Origin of the sequence: Nocardiopsis mangrovi (assembly GCF_042653925.1) — a bacterium.
In the GTDB taxonomy this organism is placed as follows: domain Bacteria; phylum Actinomycetota; class Actinomycetes; order Streptosporangiales; family Streptosporangiaceae; genus Nocardiopsis_B; species Nocardiopsis_B mangrovi.
The window spans coordinates 72,385-93,500 of record NZ_JBHSFQ010000016.1 but is presented as its reverse complement, the minus strand read 5'-3'; the positions used below and the strand labels follow the sequence as shown (position 1 = coordinate 93,500).

Genomic DNA, 21,116 nt, shown 5'->3' with positions numbered 1-21,116 from the left:
ATGCGCATCCCCCGCGCCGCCCTTGCCGGAGGCGCCGCCGTGAGCATGCTGCTCATGACGGCGTGCACCACCGACGCCCCCACCGATGCCTCCGCCCCGGAGGAAAGCGCCTCTCCGGAGCAGGACTGGTTCGACGCCGAGGAGTACGAGACCCAGCTCGCCCAGCGCGACATCGAACCCGAGGGCCCCGAGGACCAGCCCTGGCTCCAGGCCATCGATCCGGAGATGGTCGACACCAGCGAGTACCGGCTGGAGGGGGACGCCGCCGAGGAGCCCACCGTCTGCTTCTCCAACGCCTCGGTCTCCAACCCGTGGCGGGTCACCGGCTGGATCACCATGCAGCAGCAGGTGGAGGCGTTGCAGGAGAGCGGGGACATCGGCGAGTTCCGGGTCTCCGACGCCGCCGACGACGACAACCAGCAGATCTCCGACATCCAGGCGTTCGTCGACGCCGGCGACTGCGCGGCGATCATCATCTCGCCGTCCACCACCGCCACCCTCACCCCCGCGGTGGAGGCGGCCTGTGAGAGCGGGGCGCCGGTCATCGTCTTCGACCGCGGTGTCAACACCGACTGCGCCGTCACCTTCATCCACCCCATCGGCGGCTACGCCTACGGGGCCGACGCCGCGGAGTTCCTGGTCGAGGAGCTGGAGCCCGGCTCCACCGTCCTGGCACTGCGCATCCTGCCCGGGGTCGACGTGCTGGAGCACCGCTGGGCGGCCGCCCAGGAGGTCTTCGGCGACAGCGAGCTGGAGGTCCTGGGCTACGAGTTCACCGAGGGCGACGGCGCCCAGATCAAGGACCTGGTCACCCAGCACCTCCAGCGCGGCGACGTCGACGGCATCTGGATGGACGCCGGCGACGGCGCCGTCGCCGCCCTGGAGGCGTTCGAGGACGCCGGCCAGCCCTACCCGGTGTTCTCGGGCGAGGACGAGCTGAGCTTCATGCGCAAGTGGCAGGAGGAGGACATCACGGCGCTCGCCCCGGTGTACTCCAACTTCCAGTGGCGCACACCGGTGCTCGCCGCCGACCGGATCCTCGACGGCGAGGAGGTCCCCCAGGAGTGGGTGCTCCCGCAGAACCCGATCACCGAGGCCGACCGCGACGAGTACCTGGAGCGCAACGCCGACATGCCGAGCCTGCACTACGCCCAGTTCGGCGGCGAGGACCTGCCCGGGTTCCCCGAAGCCTGGCAGGACCGCTGATGCGGCGCGCGCTGGGCGTCAACACCTGGGTGTGGACCTCGCCGCTGTCCGACACGGGGCTGGAGCGGCTGGCCCCGCGCATCCGCGACTGGGGGTTCGACACCGTCGAGCTCCCCGTGGAGGACATCGGCGACTGGACGCCCGCGCGCGCGGCCCGGCTGCTCGACGGGCTCGGCCTGTCCGCGACGGTGACCCTGGTGATGGGCGCCGGACGCGAACTCGTGGCCACCGACCCCGCGACGGCGGCGGCCACCCGCGACTACCTGCGCCGGGTGGCCGACGCCGCCGCCGAGGTGGGCTCCCCGGTCATCGCCGGCCCCGCCTACGCCTCGGTGGGCCGCACCTGGCGCATGACCCCCGCCCAGCGGGCGGACTGCTACGCGGAGCTGGCCGAGAACCTGGCCCCCGTGGTCGAGCACGCCTCGGCCGCGGGGGTGCGGGTGGCGGTGGAACCGCTCAACCGCTACGAGACCAGCCTGCTCAACACGGTCGACCAGGCGCTCACCGCCCTGGACGGGCTGCCCGCCGACGGCTGCGGCCTGGCCCTGGACGTCTACCACATGAACATCGAGGAGACCGACCCCGCCGCCGCGATCCGGCGGGCCGCCGGCCGGATCGCGCACGTGCAGGTGTGCGCCAACGACCGGGGCGCGCCCGGCACCGACCACCTGGACTGGCCCGGCATCCTGGCGGCCCTGGACGACAGCGGGTACACCGGCCCGCTGGTGATCGAATCCTTCACCGCGGAGAACGCGGCCATCGCCACGGCCGCGTCCATCTGGCGCCCCCTCGCGCCGACCCAGGACGCGATCGCCGTTGACGGGCTCGCGTTCCTGCGCCGACTGCACCACCAGGAGGACGGGTGATGCCCGACATGTGATCCGCACGGGTTCCCCCCGGGCGGGACCGGCGCCCCACGCCGGGACCGCCTGCCCGTCGGCGCCGGCACGCCGCACGGATGACCCTTTCCCGACGTTTTCACGACCGGTGAGGTTTCTTCCATGAGCGCACGCTTGCGACGCCTGCGATCACTCGGCGCCGTACTCGTCTCCTGCCTACTCCTATTCGCCCTCGCCCCCGCCGTCGCCAACGCCGACACCGGCGACGAGCCCGAGTTCCGCGCCCTGTTGTTCACCAAGACGGCGGGCTACCGGCACGACTCCATCCCCGCGGGCATCGCCCTGTTCGAGCGGCTCGCCGCCGACAACGACTTCGCCATCGAGCACACCGAGGACTCCTCGGTCTTCAACGACGCCGACCTGGCGACCTACGACGTCGTCATCATGTTCCAGACCTCCGGCATGGTCTGGGAGGACGACGCCCAGCGCCAGGCGATCCAGGACTACGTCGAGGGCGGCGGCGGGATCGCGGCCGTGCACAACGCCACCGACATGGGTATCGAGAACGACTTCCCGTGGTGGGACGACCTGGTCAACGCCGGCGCCCACATGCCCACCCACTCCCCCGGGGTGCTGCCCGGGACCGCCAAGGTCGCCGACCGCGTCCACCCCTCCACCCAGGGCCTGCCGGCCGTCTGGGAGCGCGAGGAGGAGTGGTACAACTTCGACGTCAACGTGCGCGGCGACGTGCAGGTGCTGGTCACCGCCGACGAGTCCACCTACGACCCCGGCCCCGACGCCATGGGCCACGACCACCCCATCTCCTGGTGCCGCGACGTCGGCGGCGCGCCGATCTGGGCGACGTCGATGGGCCACCCCACCGCCGCCTACAGCGAGCCGGAGTTCATCGACCACCTGCTCGGGGGCGTGCGCAGCGCGGCGGGCGTCGTCGAGTCCGACTGCGGCGGCACCGTCTGGGACAACTACGAGAAGGTGTCGCTGGACACCGAGACCTACGACCCGATGGGGCTGGCGGTCGCCGACGACGGGCGCGTCGTCTACGTGCAGCGGCAGGGCCAGGTGCGGGTGTTCGACCCCGCCACCAACCTCAGCTCCACCATCGGGACCCTCGACGTCTACACCGGCGGCGAGGACGGCTTGGTGGGGGTCGCCCTCGATCCCGACTTCGCCGATAACGGGCACCTGTACCTGTACTACGCACCCGCGAGCGGGGACGACACCGATCCGGCGAACATGGCCAACCGGGTCTCCCGCTTCACGGTCACCGACGACGGCACCCGGCTCGACATGGAGTCGGAGTCGGTGCTGCTGGAGATCCCGGCGCTGCGCGTGAACGAGCCCGGACACACCGGCGGCGGCCTGGAGTTCGGCCCTGAAGGCGACCTCTACATCGGCGTGGGCGACGACACCAACCCGTTCGCCTCCGACGGCTACTCCCCGATCGACGAGCGACCGGGCCGCGAGCCGTGGGACGCCCAGGGCACCTCCGCCAACACCGCCGACCTGCGCGGCAAGATCCTGCGCATCACCCCGCAGGACGACGGCACCTACACGGTGCCCGAGGACAACCTGTTCAACGGCGGCGCCTGGAACGACCTCTTCCCCGGCGGCACCTACGACCCCGAGCTGGCCCTGCCCGAGATCTACGCCATGGGCTTCCGCAACCCCTTCCGGTTCTCCGTCGACCCCGCCTCCGGCGACGTGCTGGTGGCCGACTACGGGCCCGACGCGAACGCGGCCGACGCCGACCGGGGCCCCGAGGGCCTGGTGGAGTGGATGGCCGTCGGCGAGCCCGGCAACTTCGGGTGGCCCTACTGCCACGGGCCCAACCTGCCCTACCGCGACTACGACTTCGCGACCGGGGTCTCCGGCGACGCCTTCGACTGCGACGCGCCGGTCAACGAGTCCCCCAACAACACCGGCCTCACCGACCTTCCGCCGTCGGTGCCCCCGGGCTTCCACTACGGCTACGGGCCCTCCGAGGACTGGCCGGAGCTGGGCACCGGGCCGGCGGCGCCGGCGGCCGGCCCCGTGTACCGCTATGACGCGGACCTGGAGTCGACCCGCAAGTTCCCCGCCTACCTCGACGGCAAGAACCTCTTCTACGAGTGGGGCCGCAACTACATCAAGGAGGTCGGCCTCGACGACGAGGGGGATGTCCTCGACGTCACGGCGTTCGTGCCCGACATGGAGTTCGACCAGCCGATGGACATGGAGTTCGGTCCGGACGGCGCCCTCTACCTGCTCGAATGGGGGGCGGGCTTCGGCACCGGCGGCGACTCCGGGCTCTACCGCATCGACTACACGGGCGGGGTGAAGTACCCGGTCGCGGTCGCCTCCGCCGACCCCGACAGCGGCGGCGCGCCGTTGGAGGTGCGGTTCTCCTCCGACGGCAGCCACCACCCCGACCCCGGCGAGAACATCGAGCTGAGCTGGGACTTCGGCGACGGCTCCACGTCGACCGAAGCCGACCCGGTGCACACCTACACCGAGGCCGGAAACTACACCGCCCAGCTCACCGCCACCGACTCCGCGGGGCTCACCTCGACCGCCAACGTCGGGGTGTCGGTCGGCAACACCCGGCCCGAAGTGGAGATCTCGCTGCCGCCCGACGGCGGGCTGTTCGAATTCGGCGACGAGGTGGAGGCCGAGGTCACCGTGACCGACGCCGAGGAGGGGTCGACCGCCGACGGCGGCATCGACTGCGCGGACGTCACCATCACCGCGTCCCTCGGGCACGACGAGCACGCCCACCTGGTCGACCAGTTCTCGGGCTGCGAGGCCACGGTGCCCACGCTCGCCGACGACGGGCACGGCGCCGAGGCGAACCTCTACTACGTGATCGCAGCCGAGTACGCGGACAGCGGCGGGGCGGACGGCGCGGTCGCACCGCTGACCGGCCGCGCCGAGGCCATGCTCCAGCCCAAGGTCAAGCAGGCCGAGCACTACAGCGCGGCCGAGGGCGTGAGCACCGCGCCGACCACCGACATCGAGGGCGGCGGGCTGCACCTGGCGGGCATCGACGACGGCGACCACGTCGCCTACGCGCCGATGAGCCTCAGCGGGATCGACGACCTCACCTTCCGGGTCGCCTCCGGCGGCGCGGGCGGGTCGATCGAGGTCCGCGCGGACGCCCCCGACGGCGAACTGCTGGGCACCGCCGATGTGGAGCCCACCGGCGGGTGGCAGACCTGGGACGACGTGACGGTGGACGTCACCGACCCCGGGCGGACCGTCGACCTGTACCTGGTGTTCACCGGGTCCGGCGCCGACCTGTTCACCCTCAATTTCATCGAGTTCGGCGGCCGCGGCGTCGCGGTCGACAGCCGGCCCCGGGTCACCCTGACCTCGCCGGAGAACGGAGCCGCCTACGAGAGCGGGGCCACGGTCGAACTGGCCGCCGAGGCCACCGATGAACTGAACGAGATCGAGAAGGTCGAGTTCCTCTCCGGATCGACGGTGATCGGCGAGGTCACGGAGGCGCCCTACGAGCTGTCCTGGGACGCCCCCGACGGCCGCCACGAGATCCGGGCGCGCGCCACGAGCGACACCGGGGCCACCCGGGACTCGCGGCGGGCGGCCATCGTCGTCGGCGGCGACGACGTGCGCCCGCCCTGGACGACCCACGCGACCGGCGAGGCGGAGTTCGCGCAGTACGGCGACGACGCCTTCACCATCGAGTCCGACGGCGCCGACATGTGGCAGGCCACCGACGAGTACGGGGCCGTCTTCCAGCCCGGCGCGGCGGGCGGGTCGTTCACCGCGACGGTGCGGGTGGACGCGCTCGACGCGGCACACCCGCGCGCCAAGGCGGGGATCATCGTCCGCGAGGACATGACCCTGCCCGGGGAGTCGCCGGGATACGTGGCCGTGACCACGACCGGCGGCGACGGGCCGGAGATGCTGTGGGACGCCGACGGCGACGGCCGGCTGGAGTCGTCGCAGTTCGGCGCGGCCGACGCCGAGCGTCCGCTGTGGCTGCGGCTGGAGCGCGACGGCGACACCTTCACCGGGTCCTACTCGACCGACGGCGAGGAGTTCACGGCGGTCGAGGAGGCGACGGTCGCGGCGCCGGAGCGATTGGACATCGGCATGGCGGTGACCGCCCACTCCACGGAGGAGACGGCCCGCGCCGAGTTCTCCGGCTTCCGGCTCGACAGCGGGCCCGAAGGGGAGGTCCCGACCGTCACGGCGACGGCCGACCCGGGCGAGCCGGACGGCGCGGAGGGCTGGTACACCTCGCCGGTCACCGTGGCGCTGGAGGCCGACGACCCCGAGGCCGCGATCGAGTACCGCCTCGGAGACGGCGCGTGGACGGGCTACGACGCGCCGGTCACCGTCGACCAGGACGGCGAGCACACCCTGGAGTACCGCGCCGCCAACGACGCGGGCACCTCCGAGACGGGCTCGCTGGAGCTGCGGGTCGACACGTCCGCACCCGAGGTCGCCGTCACCGGTGTGGACGACGGCGGCGCCTACAGCGTGCGCGACGCACTCGACGTCGAGGCGTCGGCACAGGACCGGACATCGGGCGTCGCGTCGGTGACGCTCGCGCTCGACGGAGAGGAGATCGAGTCCCCCGCGTCGCTTGAGGGCCTGGAACCCGGTGAGCACACGCTGACCGCCCAGGCCGCCGACACCGCGGGCAACACCGCGGAGGCCGCGGCGGCCTTCGAGATCACGGTGACCTACGAGGAGGCCGGCGAGATCATCGACGACTACCGCGAGGAACGGGTGCTGAGCCGCGGCCAGGCGGCACGGCTCCACCTCCACCTGGAGACCGCCGAGCGCTTCGCCGAGCACGGACGGGAATCCCAGGCCCGCCGGGCCCTGGACCGGTTCGACACGGCGGCGGAGGGCGTCGGTGACGACGCCGCCCGGTCGATGCTCCTGGCCGTGTCCGAAGCCCTGAGGTCCGACCTGTAACAGACCGGGAGCCCGCGGCGGCGGGCTCCCCTCACCCTCCCGCCCGCCCTTCGGGGCGGGCGGGAGGGACCGACCGACCCGACCCGACCCGACCCGACGACAAGCCGCCCACGACGAGTAGCAGCTGGTCAACACGATCGCAACGACAGAGCGTGACCGAACGAACGCAAATCGATGGGCGCCAGGGCCGGAGGTCTCCGGAGCGAATGAGAGGGGGACGGCGGCCCGGTGACCGGTGACCGGTACGGCGGGCGATGCCCCGCCGGGAGCGGTGACCGGTGGCAGGACAGGCAGGTCGATCCGCCGGAAGGCGGCGCCGTGGTGCGGCCCGGCCGCACGGAGAGGGGTGGCGAGATGGGAGCTCGATCAACGGAGACCGGCACAACGCCGACCGGTCCGACCGGACCGACCGGTGGAGAGGCCGGTGGAGCGGCCGGCGGACCGGAGAAGACGCGCACACCCGGCCGGCGCCCCGGGCAGACCGGATCAGGCTCCGGCGCGACCGGCTCACCAGGCTCGCGCGGCGGCGGAGGAGGCGGATCCGACAAAGTGAACGGGCCCGCCAAGGCGAAGGCGTCCGCCAAAGCGGGCAGGTCCGCCAAGGCGAGCGGCTCCGGCGGGGGCGGCGGGACCGGCAAGGCCGCGCCGCCGGGCCGGGGGCCGGGTGCGTGGCGCGCGGCGACCGCCGTGCTGGGGTGCCTGGTCGTCGCCGGCGGCGTCGTCGCGGCGATCGTGCTGACCCGCGAACCGCCACCGGGCCCCGACCCCGAACGCGTCGCCGAACTGGAGGCGTCGGAGGACGCGCAGAACGTGACGCAGATCGGCGAGTTGATCGACCAGACCCGCACGGCCCACGACGACCTGGTCCCGGTGCTCGAAGGACTCGACACGGCCCTGCCCGCCGAGGGGGCGCCTCCCTCGGACGGTCCCGGGGGCGACGAGGTGGCGGACTGGCGCTCGACCGTCGACGACGTTGCCGCCGGCTTCGCGACCTCGCCGTCCGGCGACACCGGCCACAACGTCGCCCGAGGCGGTCTGCGCAGCGCGGTCGAGCTGCTGGCGTCCTCGGTGGAGGTCTACCAGAGCGCGGAGGCGGCCGACGGGGACCAGCGCGACCGGCTGCTGGAGCTCGCCGCCGACCTGCGCACCCAGGCGGTGCGCGCGTGGTCGGTGGCCGCGACCCAGCTCGACGTCGTCGCCGTCGAGGCGGGCCACGGGCACGTGCACATCTTCCTGCCCGCCCAGCCGGGCAGCGAGGCGCTCATCCCCGACTCCGCCCCCGAGGGCACCGACGCACGGGAGGAGCCGACCTCATGACCCCCACTGCCCACCCGCCCAGACCCGGCGGCACCGCACCCGGACACGGCCGCGCCCGCCCATCCCCGGAGCCGGCGGAGGCCCGCACCACGTCCTCGCGTGCCGCAGCGGACGCCCCCCGAGGCCGCACCCGCACCCAGGGCGCCGCACGGCCGACCGCGCCCCCCACGCCGCCACGTGTCGCGGCCGGCATCGCACACACGAACAGCGAGAACACGACCACCGCCCTGCCGCACACCGCTGCGAGCGCGGCTCCCCCGCATCCGGCACCGCCCCCCACACCGCGAGCCGGCCCGAACGACCCCGCGCATACCGCCGCTTCCACCGGCGCGGGCGGCACCGGCGTGCCACCCCGCGCCCGCGCCGCCCCGGCTTCCGCGCGGCGGCGCCGCGCCGCGCACCGGCAGCGGCACACCGCCGTCCTCGCCAGGGGCCGCGGGCCCGGCCCCGCGGGTGCCGCGCCGCGCACCGCCACGGACGCGTGGGGTCCGGCGGATCGCGCGCGGGCGCGAGACGGCGAGAGGACTCCGCCGATCTCGCCGGAGCGCCGCCGCAGCGGCGGGCCGGGCTTCCGGCGACCGCGCGACGAGCCGCCGCACGTGTCGGGGCGCGCGCCGCACACGGCGCCGTCCGGCGCCGTTGCGCCGGTAGCCGGCCCGTCCGCCCCGCAGGAGGCGGGCCGCCGGGTCGCCTGGTCCGGGGACGGGGCGCGGGCTCGGGGGGACCGGGTCCGGGCGGCCCGTCCGGGGGCCGGCGCGATCGATCAGGGCTGCACCGCAAGGCAAGGAGAATCGGCATGAACGGCCGTATCGGTGTTTGGTTCATCGGCGCGCGGGGGTCCGTCGCCACGACGACGGTCATCGGCGCCCTCGCCATCGGTGCGCGTGCGGCGGAGCGCATCGGATGCGTCGCCGACCTGCCCGGGCCCGATGCGGCCGGGGCGCCCGACATCCCCGAGCTGGTCTTCGGCGGGCACGACGTCACCACCGCCACGCTGCCCAAACGCGCCGAGGCCCTGGCCCAGGCCGGTGTGGTCCCCGCCCATCTGCCCGCCGCCGTCGTGGACGGCCTCGCGGCCGTCGACACGCGGATCCGGCACGGTGTCCTCGCCGGCCAGGGGCCGCAACGGTCCTCGACCGACCGGATCGAGGCCGACCTGCGGGAATTCCGGTCCGCCAACGGGCTGGAGCAGGTCGTGGTCATCGACGTCTCCAGCACCGAACCGCCCCTGAGCGCTGAGGCCGCCGCCGCGACGGCGTCGCCGGAGGCACTGGAGGCGGCGCTGGACGGCCCCGTCCCCGTGCTCCCGGCGAGCTGCCTCTACGCCTATGCGGCCTTCCGCGCCGGGTGCCCGTTCGTTGGTTTCACCCCCAGCCCGGGGCCGCGCCCGGCCGCGATCGCCGCGGCCGCCGCCGCGCGGCGCCTGCCCTGGGCCGGATCCGACGGCAAGACCGGCGAGACGCTGCTGAAGAGCGCCCTGGCCCCGATGTTCGCGACGCGCGCCCTGCGGGTGCGCTCCTGGTCGTCGGTCAACCTGCTCGGCGGCGGCGACGGGGAGACCCTGGCCGACCCCGCGAACGCCGACAGCAAGACCGCGTCCAAGGCCCACGGCCTGGCGCAGATCCTCGGCCACGCCGTCGACGGCCCTCTGCACATCGACTACGTGCCGGACATGGGCGACGCGAAGACGGCCTGGGACCACATCTCCTTCGAGGGGTTCCTCGGCACCCGGATGACGCTCCAGTTCACCTGGGCGGGCATCGACTCCGCGCTCGCCGCCCCGCTGGTGCTGGACCTGGCGCGGCTGGTCGCACGGGCCCACGAGGCCGGCGAGACGGGCCCGCTGCCGGCGCTCGGGTTCTTCTTCAAGGACCCGGCGGACAGCGACGAGCACCGGCTCGCCGCGCAGTGGGACGCCCTGGTCGCGTGGTGCGCCCGCTTGGGCTCGGCGGCGGACGGCACGGGGGTGGCGCCGTGACGCGCGCCCAGCGGGACACGGAACGGGGCCGGCCGCGGCACGCCGCGGGAGACGCTCCGGCGGGCGAACCCGCGCACGGGGCCGCCCGGGCCGAGCCCTCCGGGCAGGGCCGGGACGCGACCGGGGACCGGCGCCGCCGACGGGACACGGCCTCCCCGTCCCCGCTGAGTACCGGGCCGCGGGGGCGCCGCACCCGGCGGGCGGCGGGGGCGCCGCGGTGGCGCGACCTCGCCGAGCTCGTGCGGCTCCCCGCCGCCCTCACCGTGCCCGGCGACACCCTCGCGGGTGCCGCCGCCGCGGGGTGGCCGCTCGGCCGGCGCACCTACGCGCTGCCCCTCGCCTCCGCCTGCCTGTACTGGGCGGGGATGGCGCTCAACGATTACGCCGACCGCGAGCTCGATGCCGTCGAGCGCCCCGAGCGGCCCATCCCCTCGGGCCGGGTGCGCCCGGGTGAGGCGCTGGCCCTGGCGGTGGGGCTGACCACCGCGGGCGTGGCCGTGGCCGGGGCGGTGGGCGGCCGGCGGTCCGCCGGGACGGCCACCGCACTGGCGGCGGCGGTGTGGAGCTACGACCTGTTCCTCAAGGCGACGCCGCTGGGCCCGCCGGGGATGGCGGCCACGCGCGCGCTCGACGTGCTCTTGGGCGCGGGACCGCGGCCGCGCGCGGCGGCGCTCCCGGCCGCCGCGCTCGCCGTCCACACCCTGGGGGTGACGACGCTGAGCCGGGGCGAGGTGCACGGCGGTTCCCGCGCCACCGCGGGCGCCGCCCTGGCCGGGACGGCCGCCGCGGCACTGCTGGCGGCGGCGCCCGCGGGGCGCACGACCGCAGTGGGCGCGGCCGGGCACCCCGCACCGGGACCGGGAGCGGCCGGGCGCCCGGGACGGCCGCCGGTCCGGTGGGCGACCGGGGCATCGGCCCGGCGGACCGCAAGCGCGCGCGGCCCCGGCGGGTCCGTACCTGTTCCGGCCCCCGCCCCCCGGCGGACGGCCGGTCCGGGCGCGCACCGGGAGCCGGTGCGGACGCCCGCCTCCGCCCTCTGCGGTACCGGCCACCGCGGGGACGCGGTCGCCGCCGGGGCCGCCGCGCTCCTCGCCGCCCGCTTCGTCTTCGCGGTCGGCCGGGCCCAGGCCCGCGCGGCCCGCGACCTCCGGGCCGCCTCGGTGCGATCGGCCACCGGGGCGGGCATCCACGGCATGATCCCCCTCCAGGCGGCCCTGATCGCCCGAACGGGATCCCTGCCCCCCGCCGCCGCCCTCCTCGCCATGACCCCGGTCGTCACCGCCGCGTCGAAGGTGGTGTCGCCGACGTGAGGCCGTCGACCGGCGAGCCGCGAGGCGACGCCCCCCGCCACAGCGCCACGCCGTGCTTCCGGCCGCCGGCGCCGTCCGGTCCCCGCGGCCGAAGGGGGCCCGCATGAGCCTGCGCTTCGGATACGGCAGCAACGGATTCGGCGACCACCGGCTCGACGACGCGCTCGCGATCATCGCCGACCTCGGCTATGAGGGTGTCGCCCTGACCCTGGACCACCCGCACCTGGACCCCTTCGCCCCCGACGCGGCGCCGCGTACGGCGGCGATCGGGGCGCGCCTCGGGGAGTTGGGCCTGGCCGCGGTGATCGAGACCGGCGCCCGGTACCTGCTGGACCCGTGGCGCAAGCACGAGCCGACCCTGGTCTCCGACGACGGCCGCGACCTCCGGGTGGAGCTGCTGCGGCGGGCCGTGCGGATCGGGGCCGAACTCGGCGCCGAGGCCGTCTCCTTCTGGTCGGGCGTCCTGCCCCCCGGCGTCTCCGCGGCGACGGGATGGGACCGGCTCACCTCCGGGGTCGCCGACGTCCTCGATGAAGCCGAACGCGCCGGCGTGGTCTGCGCGTTCGAACCCGAGCCCGGGATGTTCGCCGCGACCCTCGCCGATGTCGCGGAGCTGCGCCGCCGCCTGGGCGACCCGGACCGGCTCCGGGTGACGGTCGACATCGGGCACTGCGTCTGCAATGAGCCGCTGCCCGCCCCGGAGGCGGTCCGCCGCGCGGGGGCGCTGATCGCCAACGTCCAGCTCGACGACATGCGGCCCGGAGTCCACGAGCACCTGGAGTTCGGCGACGGGGAGATCGACCTGCCCGGGGTGCTGGGCGCCCTGCTCGACACCGGCTACACCGGGCTGGCATCGGTGGAACTCCCCCGGCACGGACACGCCGCTCCGGCGGTCGCGGCCAGGTCGCTGGACGCCCTCCGCACCGCCCTGCACCGGGCCGAGGCCGACCGCGGCGCCCTCCGCGCCACCGGATCGGAGGCGCCGTGAACGTCTCCATACCGCGCGACGACGCTCCGGGTCCCGCCGCCGTCCATCCGCCCGGCCGGGCGGAACGGCCCGGCCGCCACCGGCGCCGGGAACCCGACGGCGGGCCGCTCGGCGGGCGCGCGCTCCCGCGTCACCCGACACGGCGGAGCCCGGTAGGCGGGGTGCCCGGCGGCGCGCCGGTTCCCCCGGGTGATTGTGCGCCGCGCCCACGGGGCGGTCCGGTGCGGCGGGAGGGCGGGCCCGGCCGGTCCGTCTCCGCAGGCCGTCCGGAACGCCCAGGGGAATCGGCGCACACCCGGCCTCGGCGCCGAGCCGCCGCGGACGCGGGGCGCGGTGGGACGGACGGCGGCTCCGCCGGTCCGCACGACCGCACGCCCGCTCCTGCGGCGGCGTGTCCCGCCGCGCTCCCCGTGGTGGTCGCGCCGCGTGGGGCGGCCCCGCGGGAACGCCTGGGCGCACCACGGGGATGCACGGCCGGGCCGCCGGGGCACGCGGCCGGGCCGTGGCCGCCGGGCCCGCTGGGCCGCACCACCGTGGACGTCCGTCCCGGCGGTCCGCGGACCGCCGCTCGCACGGACGGCCGGGAACGAGACGTGTCGCTGAAGGGGGGAGCACGATGACGCCGGATGGGAACGCGCGGGCGCCGTTGGACGGGGAGGCCCGGGAACGCCTCGATGAGCTGGTGCGGGAGGTCGGCGCCGCTCCGCAGCGGATCGCCGTGGTGTTTCCCGCCGCGGCCCGCCGGGTCGCCCGGGGGCCGGGGCCCAGCGCCGACCCCGACGGTATCGCCGGGCCCACGCTCGACGACCTCGTGCGCACGGAACTGCTCGTGGCGCTGCGCGACTCCGTACCGCCCGGCCGGCTCGCCGACGAGGTCGACGCCCTCTACCGCTTCGGCGACGCCGAGGAGAAGCGGGCGGTGCTGCGCGCGCTGCCCCACCTCGGAGACGGGGTGCGCGCGGTCCCGCTCCTCGACGACGCGCTGCGCAGCAACGACCCGCGGCTGATCGCCGCCGCCGTCGGTACCCCGGCGGCGGCGCGGCTGGACGCCGCCGCGTGGCGGCAGGCGATCCTGAAATGCCTGTTCACCGAGGTTCCACTCGCCTGCGTGTGGGGGGTGCGCGAGCGCGCCGACACCGACGCCGAACTCGCGCGCATGGTCGCCGACTTCGCCGCCGAACGGGCCGCCGCCGGTCGCACCGTGCCCGCTGACGCGGCGCCGCTCCTGGCGGCCCACCCGGGCCCGCGGGCCGCCGTCGAACGCCTGGTCCGGGCCGGTGCCCCGCCCGTCGAGGACGGTCCGCCCGGCACCGCGCGAACCGCCGCGGCCGGATCCGCCGCCGGGGCTCCCGGCGGCGGCGGTACGGCCGCGCGGCGCCCCACCGTCCCCAGCCCTCTGACCACCGCCGAACGCGACGCTCCAGGCGACCCCCAGAAGGAGGCGTGATGCGCATCTTCGACCCGCACATCCACATGCAGTCCCGCACCACCGACGACTACCAGCGGATGCACGCCGCGGGGGTGCGCGCGATCGTCGAGCCCGCTTTCTGGCTGGGGCAGCCGCGGACCGGGGTGGCGTCCTTCGTGGACTACTTCGACGCGCTCGTCGGCTGGGAACGGTTCCGCGCCGCCCGGTTCGGGATCCGCCACCACTGCGCGATCGCGCTCAACCCCAAGGAGGCCAACGACCCCCGCTGCGCGGGAGTCCTGGAGGTCCTGCCCCGCTACCTGGCCAAGGACGGGGTGGTCGCGGTCGGCGAAGTGGGCTTCGACTCCCAGACCGCCGAGGAGGAGAAGGCGTTCCGGTACCAGCTCGACCTGGCCGCCGACCACGGGCTGCCGGTCCTCGTGCACACTCCGCACCGCGACAAGGCCGCGGGCACCCGGCGCACGCTGGAGCTGGTCGCGGCCTCCGGCCTGCCCCCGGAGATGGTCCTGGTCGACCACCTCAACGAGACCACCGTCGCCATGGTCGACGACGCCGGCTGCACCCTCGGCTTCTCCATCTACCCCGACACCAAGATGGACCCCGGCCGCATGGTGCGCATCCTCGCCGAGCGCGGCCTGGAGCGCGTGGTGGTCAACTCCGCGGCCGACTGGGGGCACAGCGACCCGCTGAGCACCGCCCACACCGGCCGGGAGATGCTCGCCGCGGGGTTCGGCGAGGACGACGTGGACCGGGTGCTGTGGCGCAACCCGGTGGAGTTCTTCGGCCGCAGCGGGCGGCTGCTGCTCGCCGGCGACGGCGACGGGGACGCCGCCCCCGACCGCTCCGCCACGTTCGCGGGCAATTCGATCCTGCGCGGCGCCCGCCCCGACCCGGGGGAGGGGTGATCCGATGCGCCTGCGCCACCCCGATGGGACCGTGGTCCACCTCGCCTACTGCACCAACGTCCACCCCGCCGAGGACGTCGACGGCCTGATCGAGCAGATCCGCACGTACGGCGGGGGCGTCCGCGCCGCGCTGGGCGCCGGCCGGCTCGGCCTGGGCCTGTGGCTGCCCGCCCGCGCCGCCGCCGGCCTGGCCGGCGACCCGCGCGGGGCGGAGCGGGTGCGCGCCGCGCTCGACGCGGCCGGTTGCGAGGTCGTCACGCTCAACGCGTTCCCCTACGCCGGGTTCCACGCGCCGACGGTGAAGCACGACGTCTACCACCCCGACTGGACCGAGCGCGCGCGGCTGGACTACACGCTGGACTGCGCCCGCGTACTTGCCCGCATCATGCCCGACGACGCCGCACGCGGCAGCATCTCCACCGTCCCCCTGGCGTGGCGCACCCCGTGGTCGCCGGACCGGCACCGCGCGGCGCGCGAGCACCTCGACCGGCTCGCCGAGGGCCTGGGCGCGGTCGCGGAGTCGGAGGGGCGGACGATCCGGGTGGGCCTTGAGGCCGAGCCCGGCTGCGTGGTGGAGACCTCCGCCCAGGCGGCCTCCCTGCTGGCCGGCCTGCCCGGCGACCGGCTGGGCGTCTGCCTGGACACCTGCCATCTGGCCGTCGCCTTCGAGGACCCGGGGGCCGCCCTGGACCGGCTGGGCGCCGCCGGGCTGCCCGTGGTCAAGCTCCAGGCGTCGGCGGCGGTCGAGGCGGCCCGCCCCGACGAGCCCGCCACCCGCGCGGCCCTCGCGGCGTTCGCCGAGGACCGCTTCCTGCACCAGGTCCGCGAGCACGCCGGCGGCACGACCTCGGCGCGCGACGACCTGCCCGGCGCTCTGGGCGGGGAGGCGCCGTTGCCCGGCGAGGGGCCGTGGCGGGTGCACTTCCACGTCCCCGTGCACGCGCCGCCGGCCGAACCGCTGCGGGGAACGGGCGACCACCTCGCCGCCACGCTCGGCCGTGTGTTCGGCGGCCCCGCCGCGCTGACCGACCACGTCGAGGTGGAGACCTACACGTGGTCGGTCCTCCCGCCCGCACAGCGCCCGGAAGGCGCCGCGGGCCTGATCGCCGGGATCGCCGGGGAGATCGCGTGGACCCGCGACCGGCTGACCGCGCTCGGACTGGAGGCCCTGTGACCGCGACCGCCCCCGCCGCCCGCGGCCGGCACCGGCCGCGCCGCGCTCCCCTGCGTCCGACGGCCCACGCCGGACCACCGCCCCTCGACCACGGGCGGGCCGTTCCGGCCTGCCTCCGCCCCTGCCCGCGGCCGGACCCGTCCCCGGCCGCGCTCCCGGCCCCGGGCGCGCCCGCGGGCTCCGCCATGCCGCCGCGTCCGGGCTTCCCTCCGCTCGCCGCGCACCTGCCCGCCCCGCGACCGCCCGGTCCCGCCGGACCGGCGGCCCCCCTTCGGCGCCGGCCGCGCCGCCACCGCGTGTTCGCGGCAACGGACGCGCCCCCGCCCTTCCCGGCCGCCCCCGGCGGGGGCCGGGGGCCGCTCACAAGGAGGTCCGCATGACACGACGGCTGCTCGTGATCGACGTCGTCGGGCTGACGCCCCGCCTGCTCGCCCACGCCCCCCGGCTGCGCGCCCTGGCCCAGGAGGGCTGGCAGGCTCCGCTGGACACCGTGCTCCCGGCGGTCACGTGCCCTGTCCAGTCGACGTTCCTCACCGGGGCGCTGCCGCGCGACCACGGCATCGTCGGCAACGGCTGGTACTTCCGCGACCTCGGCGAGGTCATGCTGTGGCGGCAGCACAACCGCCTCGTCGGCGGGGAGAAGGTGTGGGAGACCGCCCGCCGGCACCGGCCCGGGTTCACCACCGCGAACGTGTGCTGGTGGTACGCCATGGGCGCCTCCACCGACTGGACCGTCACCCCGCGCCCGGTCTACCACGCCGACGGCCGCAAGTCCCCCGACTGCTACACCCGCCCGCCCGCGCTGCACGACGAGCTGACCGCGGCGCTCGGCCCGTTCCCCCTGTTCCAGTACTGGGGGCCGACCGCGTCGCTGGCCTCCACCTCCTGGATCGTGGCCGCCACCCGGCGGCTGCTGCCCCAGGCGGACCTGACCCTCTGCTACGTCCCCCACCTCGACTACGACCTCCAGCGGCACGGCCCCGACTCCGCGCAGGCCCACGCCGCCGTGCGCGACGCCGACGCGGCGCTCGCCCCCCTCCTGGACGACGCGCGCGCCCTGGGCGCCGAGGTCCTGGTGCTCAGCGAGTACGGGATCGCCCGTGCGCACCAGCCCGTGCACGTCAACCGGGTCCTGCGCGAGGCCGGCCTGCTGGAGGTCTACACCCAGCACGGCATGGAGTACCTGGACCCGTGGGCGTCGCGCGCGTTCGCGGTCGCCGACCACCAGGCCGCGCACGTCTACGTCGCCGACCCGGCCGACGTCGCGCACGTCGCCCGGCTGCTCGCCGGCCTGCCCGGCGTGGACCTGGTGCTCGACCGCGCCGGCCAGGCCGACCACGGCCTGGACCACGCCCGCTCCGGGGAGCTGGTGGCCGTCGCCGCCCCCGGCGCGTGGTTCACCTACTACTACTGGCGCGACGACGCCCGGGCGCCCGACTTCGCCCGCGGGGTGGAGATCCACCGCAAGCCCGGCTACGACCCGGCCGAGCTGTTCCTCGACCCCGCCGACCCGACCGCCAAGGCGCGTGCCGCCCTCGGCCTGGCCAAGAAGAAGCTCGGGCTCCGCTACGCGATGAACGTGGTCCCGATGGAGGCCGAGTGGGTGCGCGGCACCCACGGCCGGCTGCCCGACGACCCCGACGACGGGCCGGTGGTCCTGTGCACCGACCGCGCCGAGGCGCGCGACCGCATGGCCGCCACTGATGTCCGCGACCTGATGCTCGGTCTCGTCGGTGTGCCGGCACCGGCGAGGCCGGCCTGACCCGCCCGGCCCCGCGGCCGGGCCCCGCCCCCCTGACCCCGAGACCGGCCGACCCCCCGACCACCGACTCCCACCCATCTCTGGAGGTAGCACGACCATGGCCCGACCGATCACCCTCTTCACCGGACAGTGGGCCGACCTGCCGTTCGAGGAAGTGTGCCGGCTGGCGGCGTCCTGGGGCTACGACGGCCTGGAGATCGCCTGCTGGGGCGACCACCTGGACGTTCGCCGGGCCGCCGCCGACGACGACTACGTCAAGGAGAAACTCGCGACGCTCCAGCGGCACGGCCTCAAGGTGTGGGCGATCTCCAACCACCTCACCGGCCAGGCCGTCTGCGACGACCCCATCGACCTGCGCCACCAGGACATGCTGCCGTCCCGCATCTGGGGCGACGGCGAACCCGAGGGCGTGCGCACCCGCGCCGCCGAGGAGATGAAACTGACCGCCCGCGCCGCCGCCCGCCTGGGGGTGTCGACCGTCGTCGGGTTCACCGGCTCCTCGATCTGGAAGTACGTGGCGATGTTCCCGCCGGTCCCCGCCTCGGTCATCGAGGACGGCTACGCCGACTTCGCCGCGCGCTGGAACCCGATCCTCGACGTGTTCGACGAGGTCGGTGTGCGCTTCGCCCACGAGGTGCACCCCTCGGAGATCGCCTACGACCACTGGACCACCGAGCGCACCCTTGAGGCGATCGGGCACCGCCCCGCGTTCGGGCTGAACTGGGACCCCAGCCACATGGTGTGGCAGGACATCGACCCGGCCGCGTTCCTGTGGGACTTCCGCGACCGGATCTACCACGTGGACTGCAAGGACACGCGCCGCCGCACCGGCAACGGGCGCAACGGGCGGCTCGGCTCGCACCTGCCCTGGGGCGACCCCCGCCGCGGATGGGACTTCGTCTCCACCGGCCACGGCGACGTCCCGTGGGAGGACTGCTTCCGCACCCTCAACAGCATCGACTACCAGGGCCCCATCTCCGTGGAGTGGGAGGACGCCGGGATGGACCGCCTCACCGGCGCCGCTGAGGCCGTCCGGTTCGTTCGCGCCAACGCCTTCGATCCGCCCGAATCGTCCTTCGACTCCGCCTTCGGATCCGAATGATCGCCCATCGGCTCGCGCCGAACGCTGAAGGGAACACCATGAACAGACGCGCCGGCCTCGTGGCGGGGGCTGCGATGTCCGCCCTCATCCTGCTCGCGTCACCCACCCCCGCGCTGGCGGACCCCGCCGACGGCCCCCCGCCCGAGGACCTGTTCCAGAAGGTCACCCTCAACGACACCCCCGGCGAGCCCATCGACCTCGCGGTGCTGCCCGACGACCGGGTGCTGCACACCACCCGCGGCGGCCAGGTGTGGATGCACGACCCCGAGACCGGCCTGAACACCCTGGCCGCCGAACTCGACGTGTACCAGCACGACGAGGAGGGGCTGCAGAGCATCGCGCTCGACCCGGACTTCGGTCAGCGGGGCGGCAGGTCCGACTGGGTCTACCTGTACTACGCGCCGCCCATGGACACCCCCGAGGACGACCCCTCCACGCCCGACATCAACGAGGGCGACGCGCCGACCACCGGCTCACCCGAGGACTTCGCCCCGTTCGAGGGGGTGGTGCGGCTGTCCCGGTTCCGCTTCGACGACGGCAAGATCGACATGTCCAGCGAGCAGCAGATCCTGGACGTGCCGCAGGACCGCGGCATCTGCTGCCACGTGGGCGGCGACATCGTCTTCGACGACGACGGCCTGCTCTACCTGTCCACCGGGGACGACACCAACCCGTTCTCCTCGGGCGGCTACACCCCCATCGACGAGCGGCCGGACTCCAACCCGGCCTTCGACGCGCAACGCACCTCGGCCAACACCAACGACCTGCGGGGCAAGGTGCTCCGCATCGACGTGGGGCGCAACGGGTCCTACTCGATCCCCTCCGGGAACCTGTTCCCCGAGGGCACGGAGGACACGCGCCCGGAGATCTACGTGATGGGGCTGCGCAACCCGTTCCGGATCGAGCTGGACCGCACCACCGGCGACCTGTTCGTCGCCGACTACTCGCCCGACGCCCCTGAGGCGGATCCCGCCCGCGGCCCGGCCGGCCACGGGCAATGGGCCGCGGTGCGCGAGCCCGCCAACTTCGGCTGGCCCTACTGCGTGACCCCGGACATGCCCTACGTGGACTACGACTTCGCGACCGGGGAGTCCGGCGAGGCGTTCGACTGCGCCGCGCCCGTCAACGAGTCCCCGAACAACACCGGCCTGACCGAGCTGCCGCCGGTGGCCCAGCCGCAGGTCTGGTACGGCGAGGGGGAGTCCGAGCTGTTCCCCGAACTCGGCACGGGCGGCATCGGCCCGATGGCCGGGCCCGCCTACGACTTCGACCGGCGCAACACCAAGGGCCGCACCGCCGTGGGCTGGCCCGAGTACTACGACGGCATGCCGCTGTTCCACGAGTTCACCCGCGACTATGTGAAGGGCTTCCCCCTCGGCGACGACGGGGGCGTCGCCGGCATCGAGCCGGTACTGCCGTCGTTCGTCTTCGACAACCCGATGGACCTGGAGTTCGGGTCCAACGGCGCGCTGTACGTCCTGGAGTACGGCGACGGCTTCTTCGCGGAGAACCCCGACGCGCAGCTGTCGCGGATCGACTACATCGGCAGCGACGGCAACCGCTCGCCCGTGCCGCAGGCGGCGGCGAGCGCCACCGACGGGCAGGCCCCGCTGGAGGTGGACTTCTCCAGCGAGGGCACCGAGGACCCCGACGGGGACCGGCTCCGCTATGAGTGGCACTTCGACGACGACGGCCGGGTCGACTCCCGCGAGCGCAACCCCTCGCACACGTTCACCGAGAACGGCCTCTACAACGTGGCGCTCAAGGTGACCGACCCGCGCGGCCGGTCGGCGTCCGCGTCCGTGCGCGTGGTGGTCGGCAACGAGGCGCCGCAGGTGACGCTGGTGCGGCCCGCGGAGGGCGACACGTTCTCCTTCGGCGACGCCGTGCCCTTCGAGGTCGAGGTGACCGACGACCAGGAAGTGAACTGCGACATGGTCACCGTCACCTACATCCTCGGCCACGACGACCACGGCCACCCGCAGACGACCTCCAGCGGCTGCACCGGAACGATCCAGACGTCCGACCCCGAGGGCCACGACCCGGAGCACGACAACCTCCGCGGGGTGTTCGTCGCCTCCTACACCGACCCCGGCGGCGAGGGCCTGCCCCCGCTGACCGGCACCGACGAGGCCGTGCTCACCCCCGTGATGCCCTGA

General features: G+C 75.1%; 13 protein-coding genes. All 13 read left to right on the top strand.

Translation table 11 applies throughout. The features are described 5' to 3' along the window. Positions 1–1,206, top strand: a complete 1,206-nt coding sequence (locus tag ACFO4E_RS17030) for a substrate-binding domain-containing protein (RefSeq protein WP_378575999.1) — start codon at positions 1–3, stop codon at positions 1,204–1,206. Beyond that, complete coding sequence (locus ACFO4E_RS17025; protein ID WP_378575997.1) at positions 1,206–2,072, top strand: sugar phosphate isomerase/epimerase family protein; 867 nt, start codon at positions 1,206–1,208, stop codon at positions 2,070–2,072. The genes ACFO4E_RS17030 and ACFO4E_RS17025 overlap by 1 nt, the downstream gene beginning before the upstream one ends. A gap of 135 nt (positions 2,073–2,207) precedes the next feature. Continuing rightward, positions 2,208–6,992 (top strand): ThuA domain-containing protein, encoded by a 4,785-nt coding sequence (locus ACFO4E_RS17020; RefSeq protein WP_378575995.1) that lies wholly within the window; start codon positions 2,208–2,210, stop codon positions 6,990–6,992. A gap of 549 nt (positions 6,993–7,541) precedes the next feature. Then, the gene (locus ACFO4E_RS17015; RefSeq protein WP_378575993.1) at positions 7,542–8,309 is read left to right on the top strand and encodes a hypothetical protein; all 768 of its coding nucleotides are present in this window, start codon (positions 7,542–7,544) and stop codon (positions 8,307–8,309) included. 796 nt (positions 8,310–9,105) lie between these two features. Then, complete coding sequence (locus ACFO4E_RS17010; protein ID WP_378575991.1) at positions 9,106–10,287, top strand: inositol-3-phosphate synthase; 1,182 nt, start codon at positions 9,106–9,108, stop codon at positions 10,285–10,287. 164 nt (positions 10,288–10,451) lie between these two features. Beyond that, positions 10,452–11,597, top strand: coding sequence for an SCO3242 family prenyltransferase (locus ACFO4E_RS17005; protein WP_378576093.1), 1,146 nt, complete (start codon positions 10,452–10,454; stop codon positions 11,595–11,597). Positions 11,598–11,700: 103 nt separating this feature from the next. Further along, on the top strand, positions 11,701–12,585 hold the full coding sequence (locus ACFO4E_RS17000) for a sugar phosphate isomerase/epimerase family protein (protein WP_378575989.1): 885 nt from the start codon (positions 11,701–11,703) through the stop codon (positions 12,583–12,585). A 616-nt stretch (positions 12,586–13,201) separates the two neighbouring features. Further along, positions 13,202–14,032 carry an EboA domain-containing protein gene (locus tag ACFO4E_RS16995; protein WP_378575987.1) on the top strand — a complete coding sequence of 277 codons (831 nt, stop codon included), beginning with the start codon at positions 13,202–13,204 and terminating at the stop codon, positions 14,030–14,032. After that, positions 14,032–14,919 carry a TatD family hydrolase gene (locus ACFO4E_RS16990; RefSeq protein WP_378575985.1) on the top strand — a complete coding sequence of 296 codons (888 nt, stop codon included), beginning with the start codon at positions 14,032–14,034 and terminating at the stop codon, positions 14,917–14,919. The genes ACFO4E_RS16995 and ACFO4E_RS16990 overlap by 1 nt, the downstream gene beginning before the upstream one ends. 4 nt (positions 14,920–14,923) lie before the next feature. Continuing rightward, positions 14,924–16,093 (top strand): metabolite traffic protein EboE, encoded by a 1,170-nt coding sequence (gene eboE / locus ACFO4E_RS16985; RefSeq protein WP_378575983.1) that lies wholly within the window; start codon positions 14,924–14,926, stop codon positions 16,091–16,093. Between the two features lie 376 nt (positions 16,094–16,469). Continuing rightward, positions 16,470–17,855, top strand: coding sequence for an alkaline phosphatase family protein (locus ACFO4E_RS16980; protein ID WP_378575981.1), 1,386 nt, complete (start codon positions 16,470–16,472; stop codon positions 17,853–17,855). Between the two features lie 97 nt (positions 17,856–17,952). Next, on the top strand, positions 17,953–18,957 hold the full coding sequence (locus ACFO4E_RS16975; protein WP_378575979.1) for a sugar phosphate isomerase/epimerase family protein: 1,005 nt from the start codon (positions 17,953–17,955) through the stop codon (positions 18,955–18,957). Positions 18,958–18,995: 38 nt separating this feature from the next. Then, on the top strand, positions 18,996–21,116 hold the full coding sequence (locus tag ACFO4E_RS16970) for a PQQ-dependent sugar dehydrogenase (RefSeq protein ID WP_378575977.1): 2,121 nt from the start codon (positions 18,996–18,998) through the stop codon (positions 21,114–21,116).

Excerpts from the sequence above, each read along its gene's own strand:
- eboE (WP_378575983.1), top strand. The coding sequence starts at position 14,924 with ATGCGCCTGCGCCACCCCGATGGGACCGTGGTCCACCTCGCCTACTGC.
- ACFO4E_RS16975 (WP_378575979.1), top strand. The coding sequence starts at position 17,953 with ATGGCCCGACCGATCACCCTCTTCACCGGACAGTGGGCCGACCTGCCG.
- ACFO4E_RS17000 (WP_378575989.1), top strand. The coding sequence starts at position 11,701 with ATGAGCCTGCGCTTCGGATACGGCAGCAACGGATTCGGCGACCACCGG.
- ACFO4E_RS17030 (WP_378575999.1), top strand. The coding sequence starts at position 1 with ATGCGCATCCCCCGCGCCGCCCTTGCCGGAGGCGCCGCCGTGAGCATG.
- ACFO4E_RS17025 (WP_378575997.1), top strand. The coding sequence starts at position 1,206 with ATGCGGCGCGCGCTGGGCGTCAACACCTGGGTGTGGACCTCGCCGCTG.
- ACFO4E_RS17020 (WP_378575995.1), top strand. The coding sequence starts at position 2,208 with ATGAGCGCACGCTTGCGACGCCTGCGATCACTCGGCGCCGTACTCGTC.
- ACFO4E_RS16995 (WP_378575987.1), top strand. The coding sequence starts at position 13,202 with ATGACGCCGGATGGGAACGCGCGGGCGCCGTTGGACGGGGAGGCCCGG.
- ACFO4E_RS17010 (WP_378575991.1), top strand. The coding sequence starts at position 9,106 with ATGAACGGCCGTATCGGTGTTTGGTTCATCGGCGCGCGGGGGTCCGTC.
- ACFO4E_RS16980 (WP_378575981.1), top strand. The coding sequence starts at position 16,470 with ATGACACGACGGCTGCTCGTGATCGACGTCGTCGGGCTGACGCCCCGC.
- ACFO4E_RS16990 (WP_378575985.1), top strand. The coding sequence starts at position 14,032 with ATGCGCATCTTCGACCCGCACATCCACATGCAGTCCCGCACCACCGAC.
- ACFO4E_RS16970 (WP_378575977.1), top strand. The coding sequence starts at position 18,996 with ATGAACAGACGCGCCGGCCTCGTGGCGGGGGCTGCGATGTCCGCCCTC.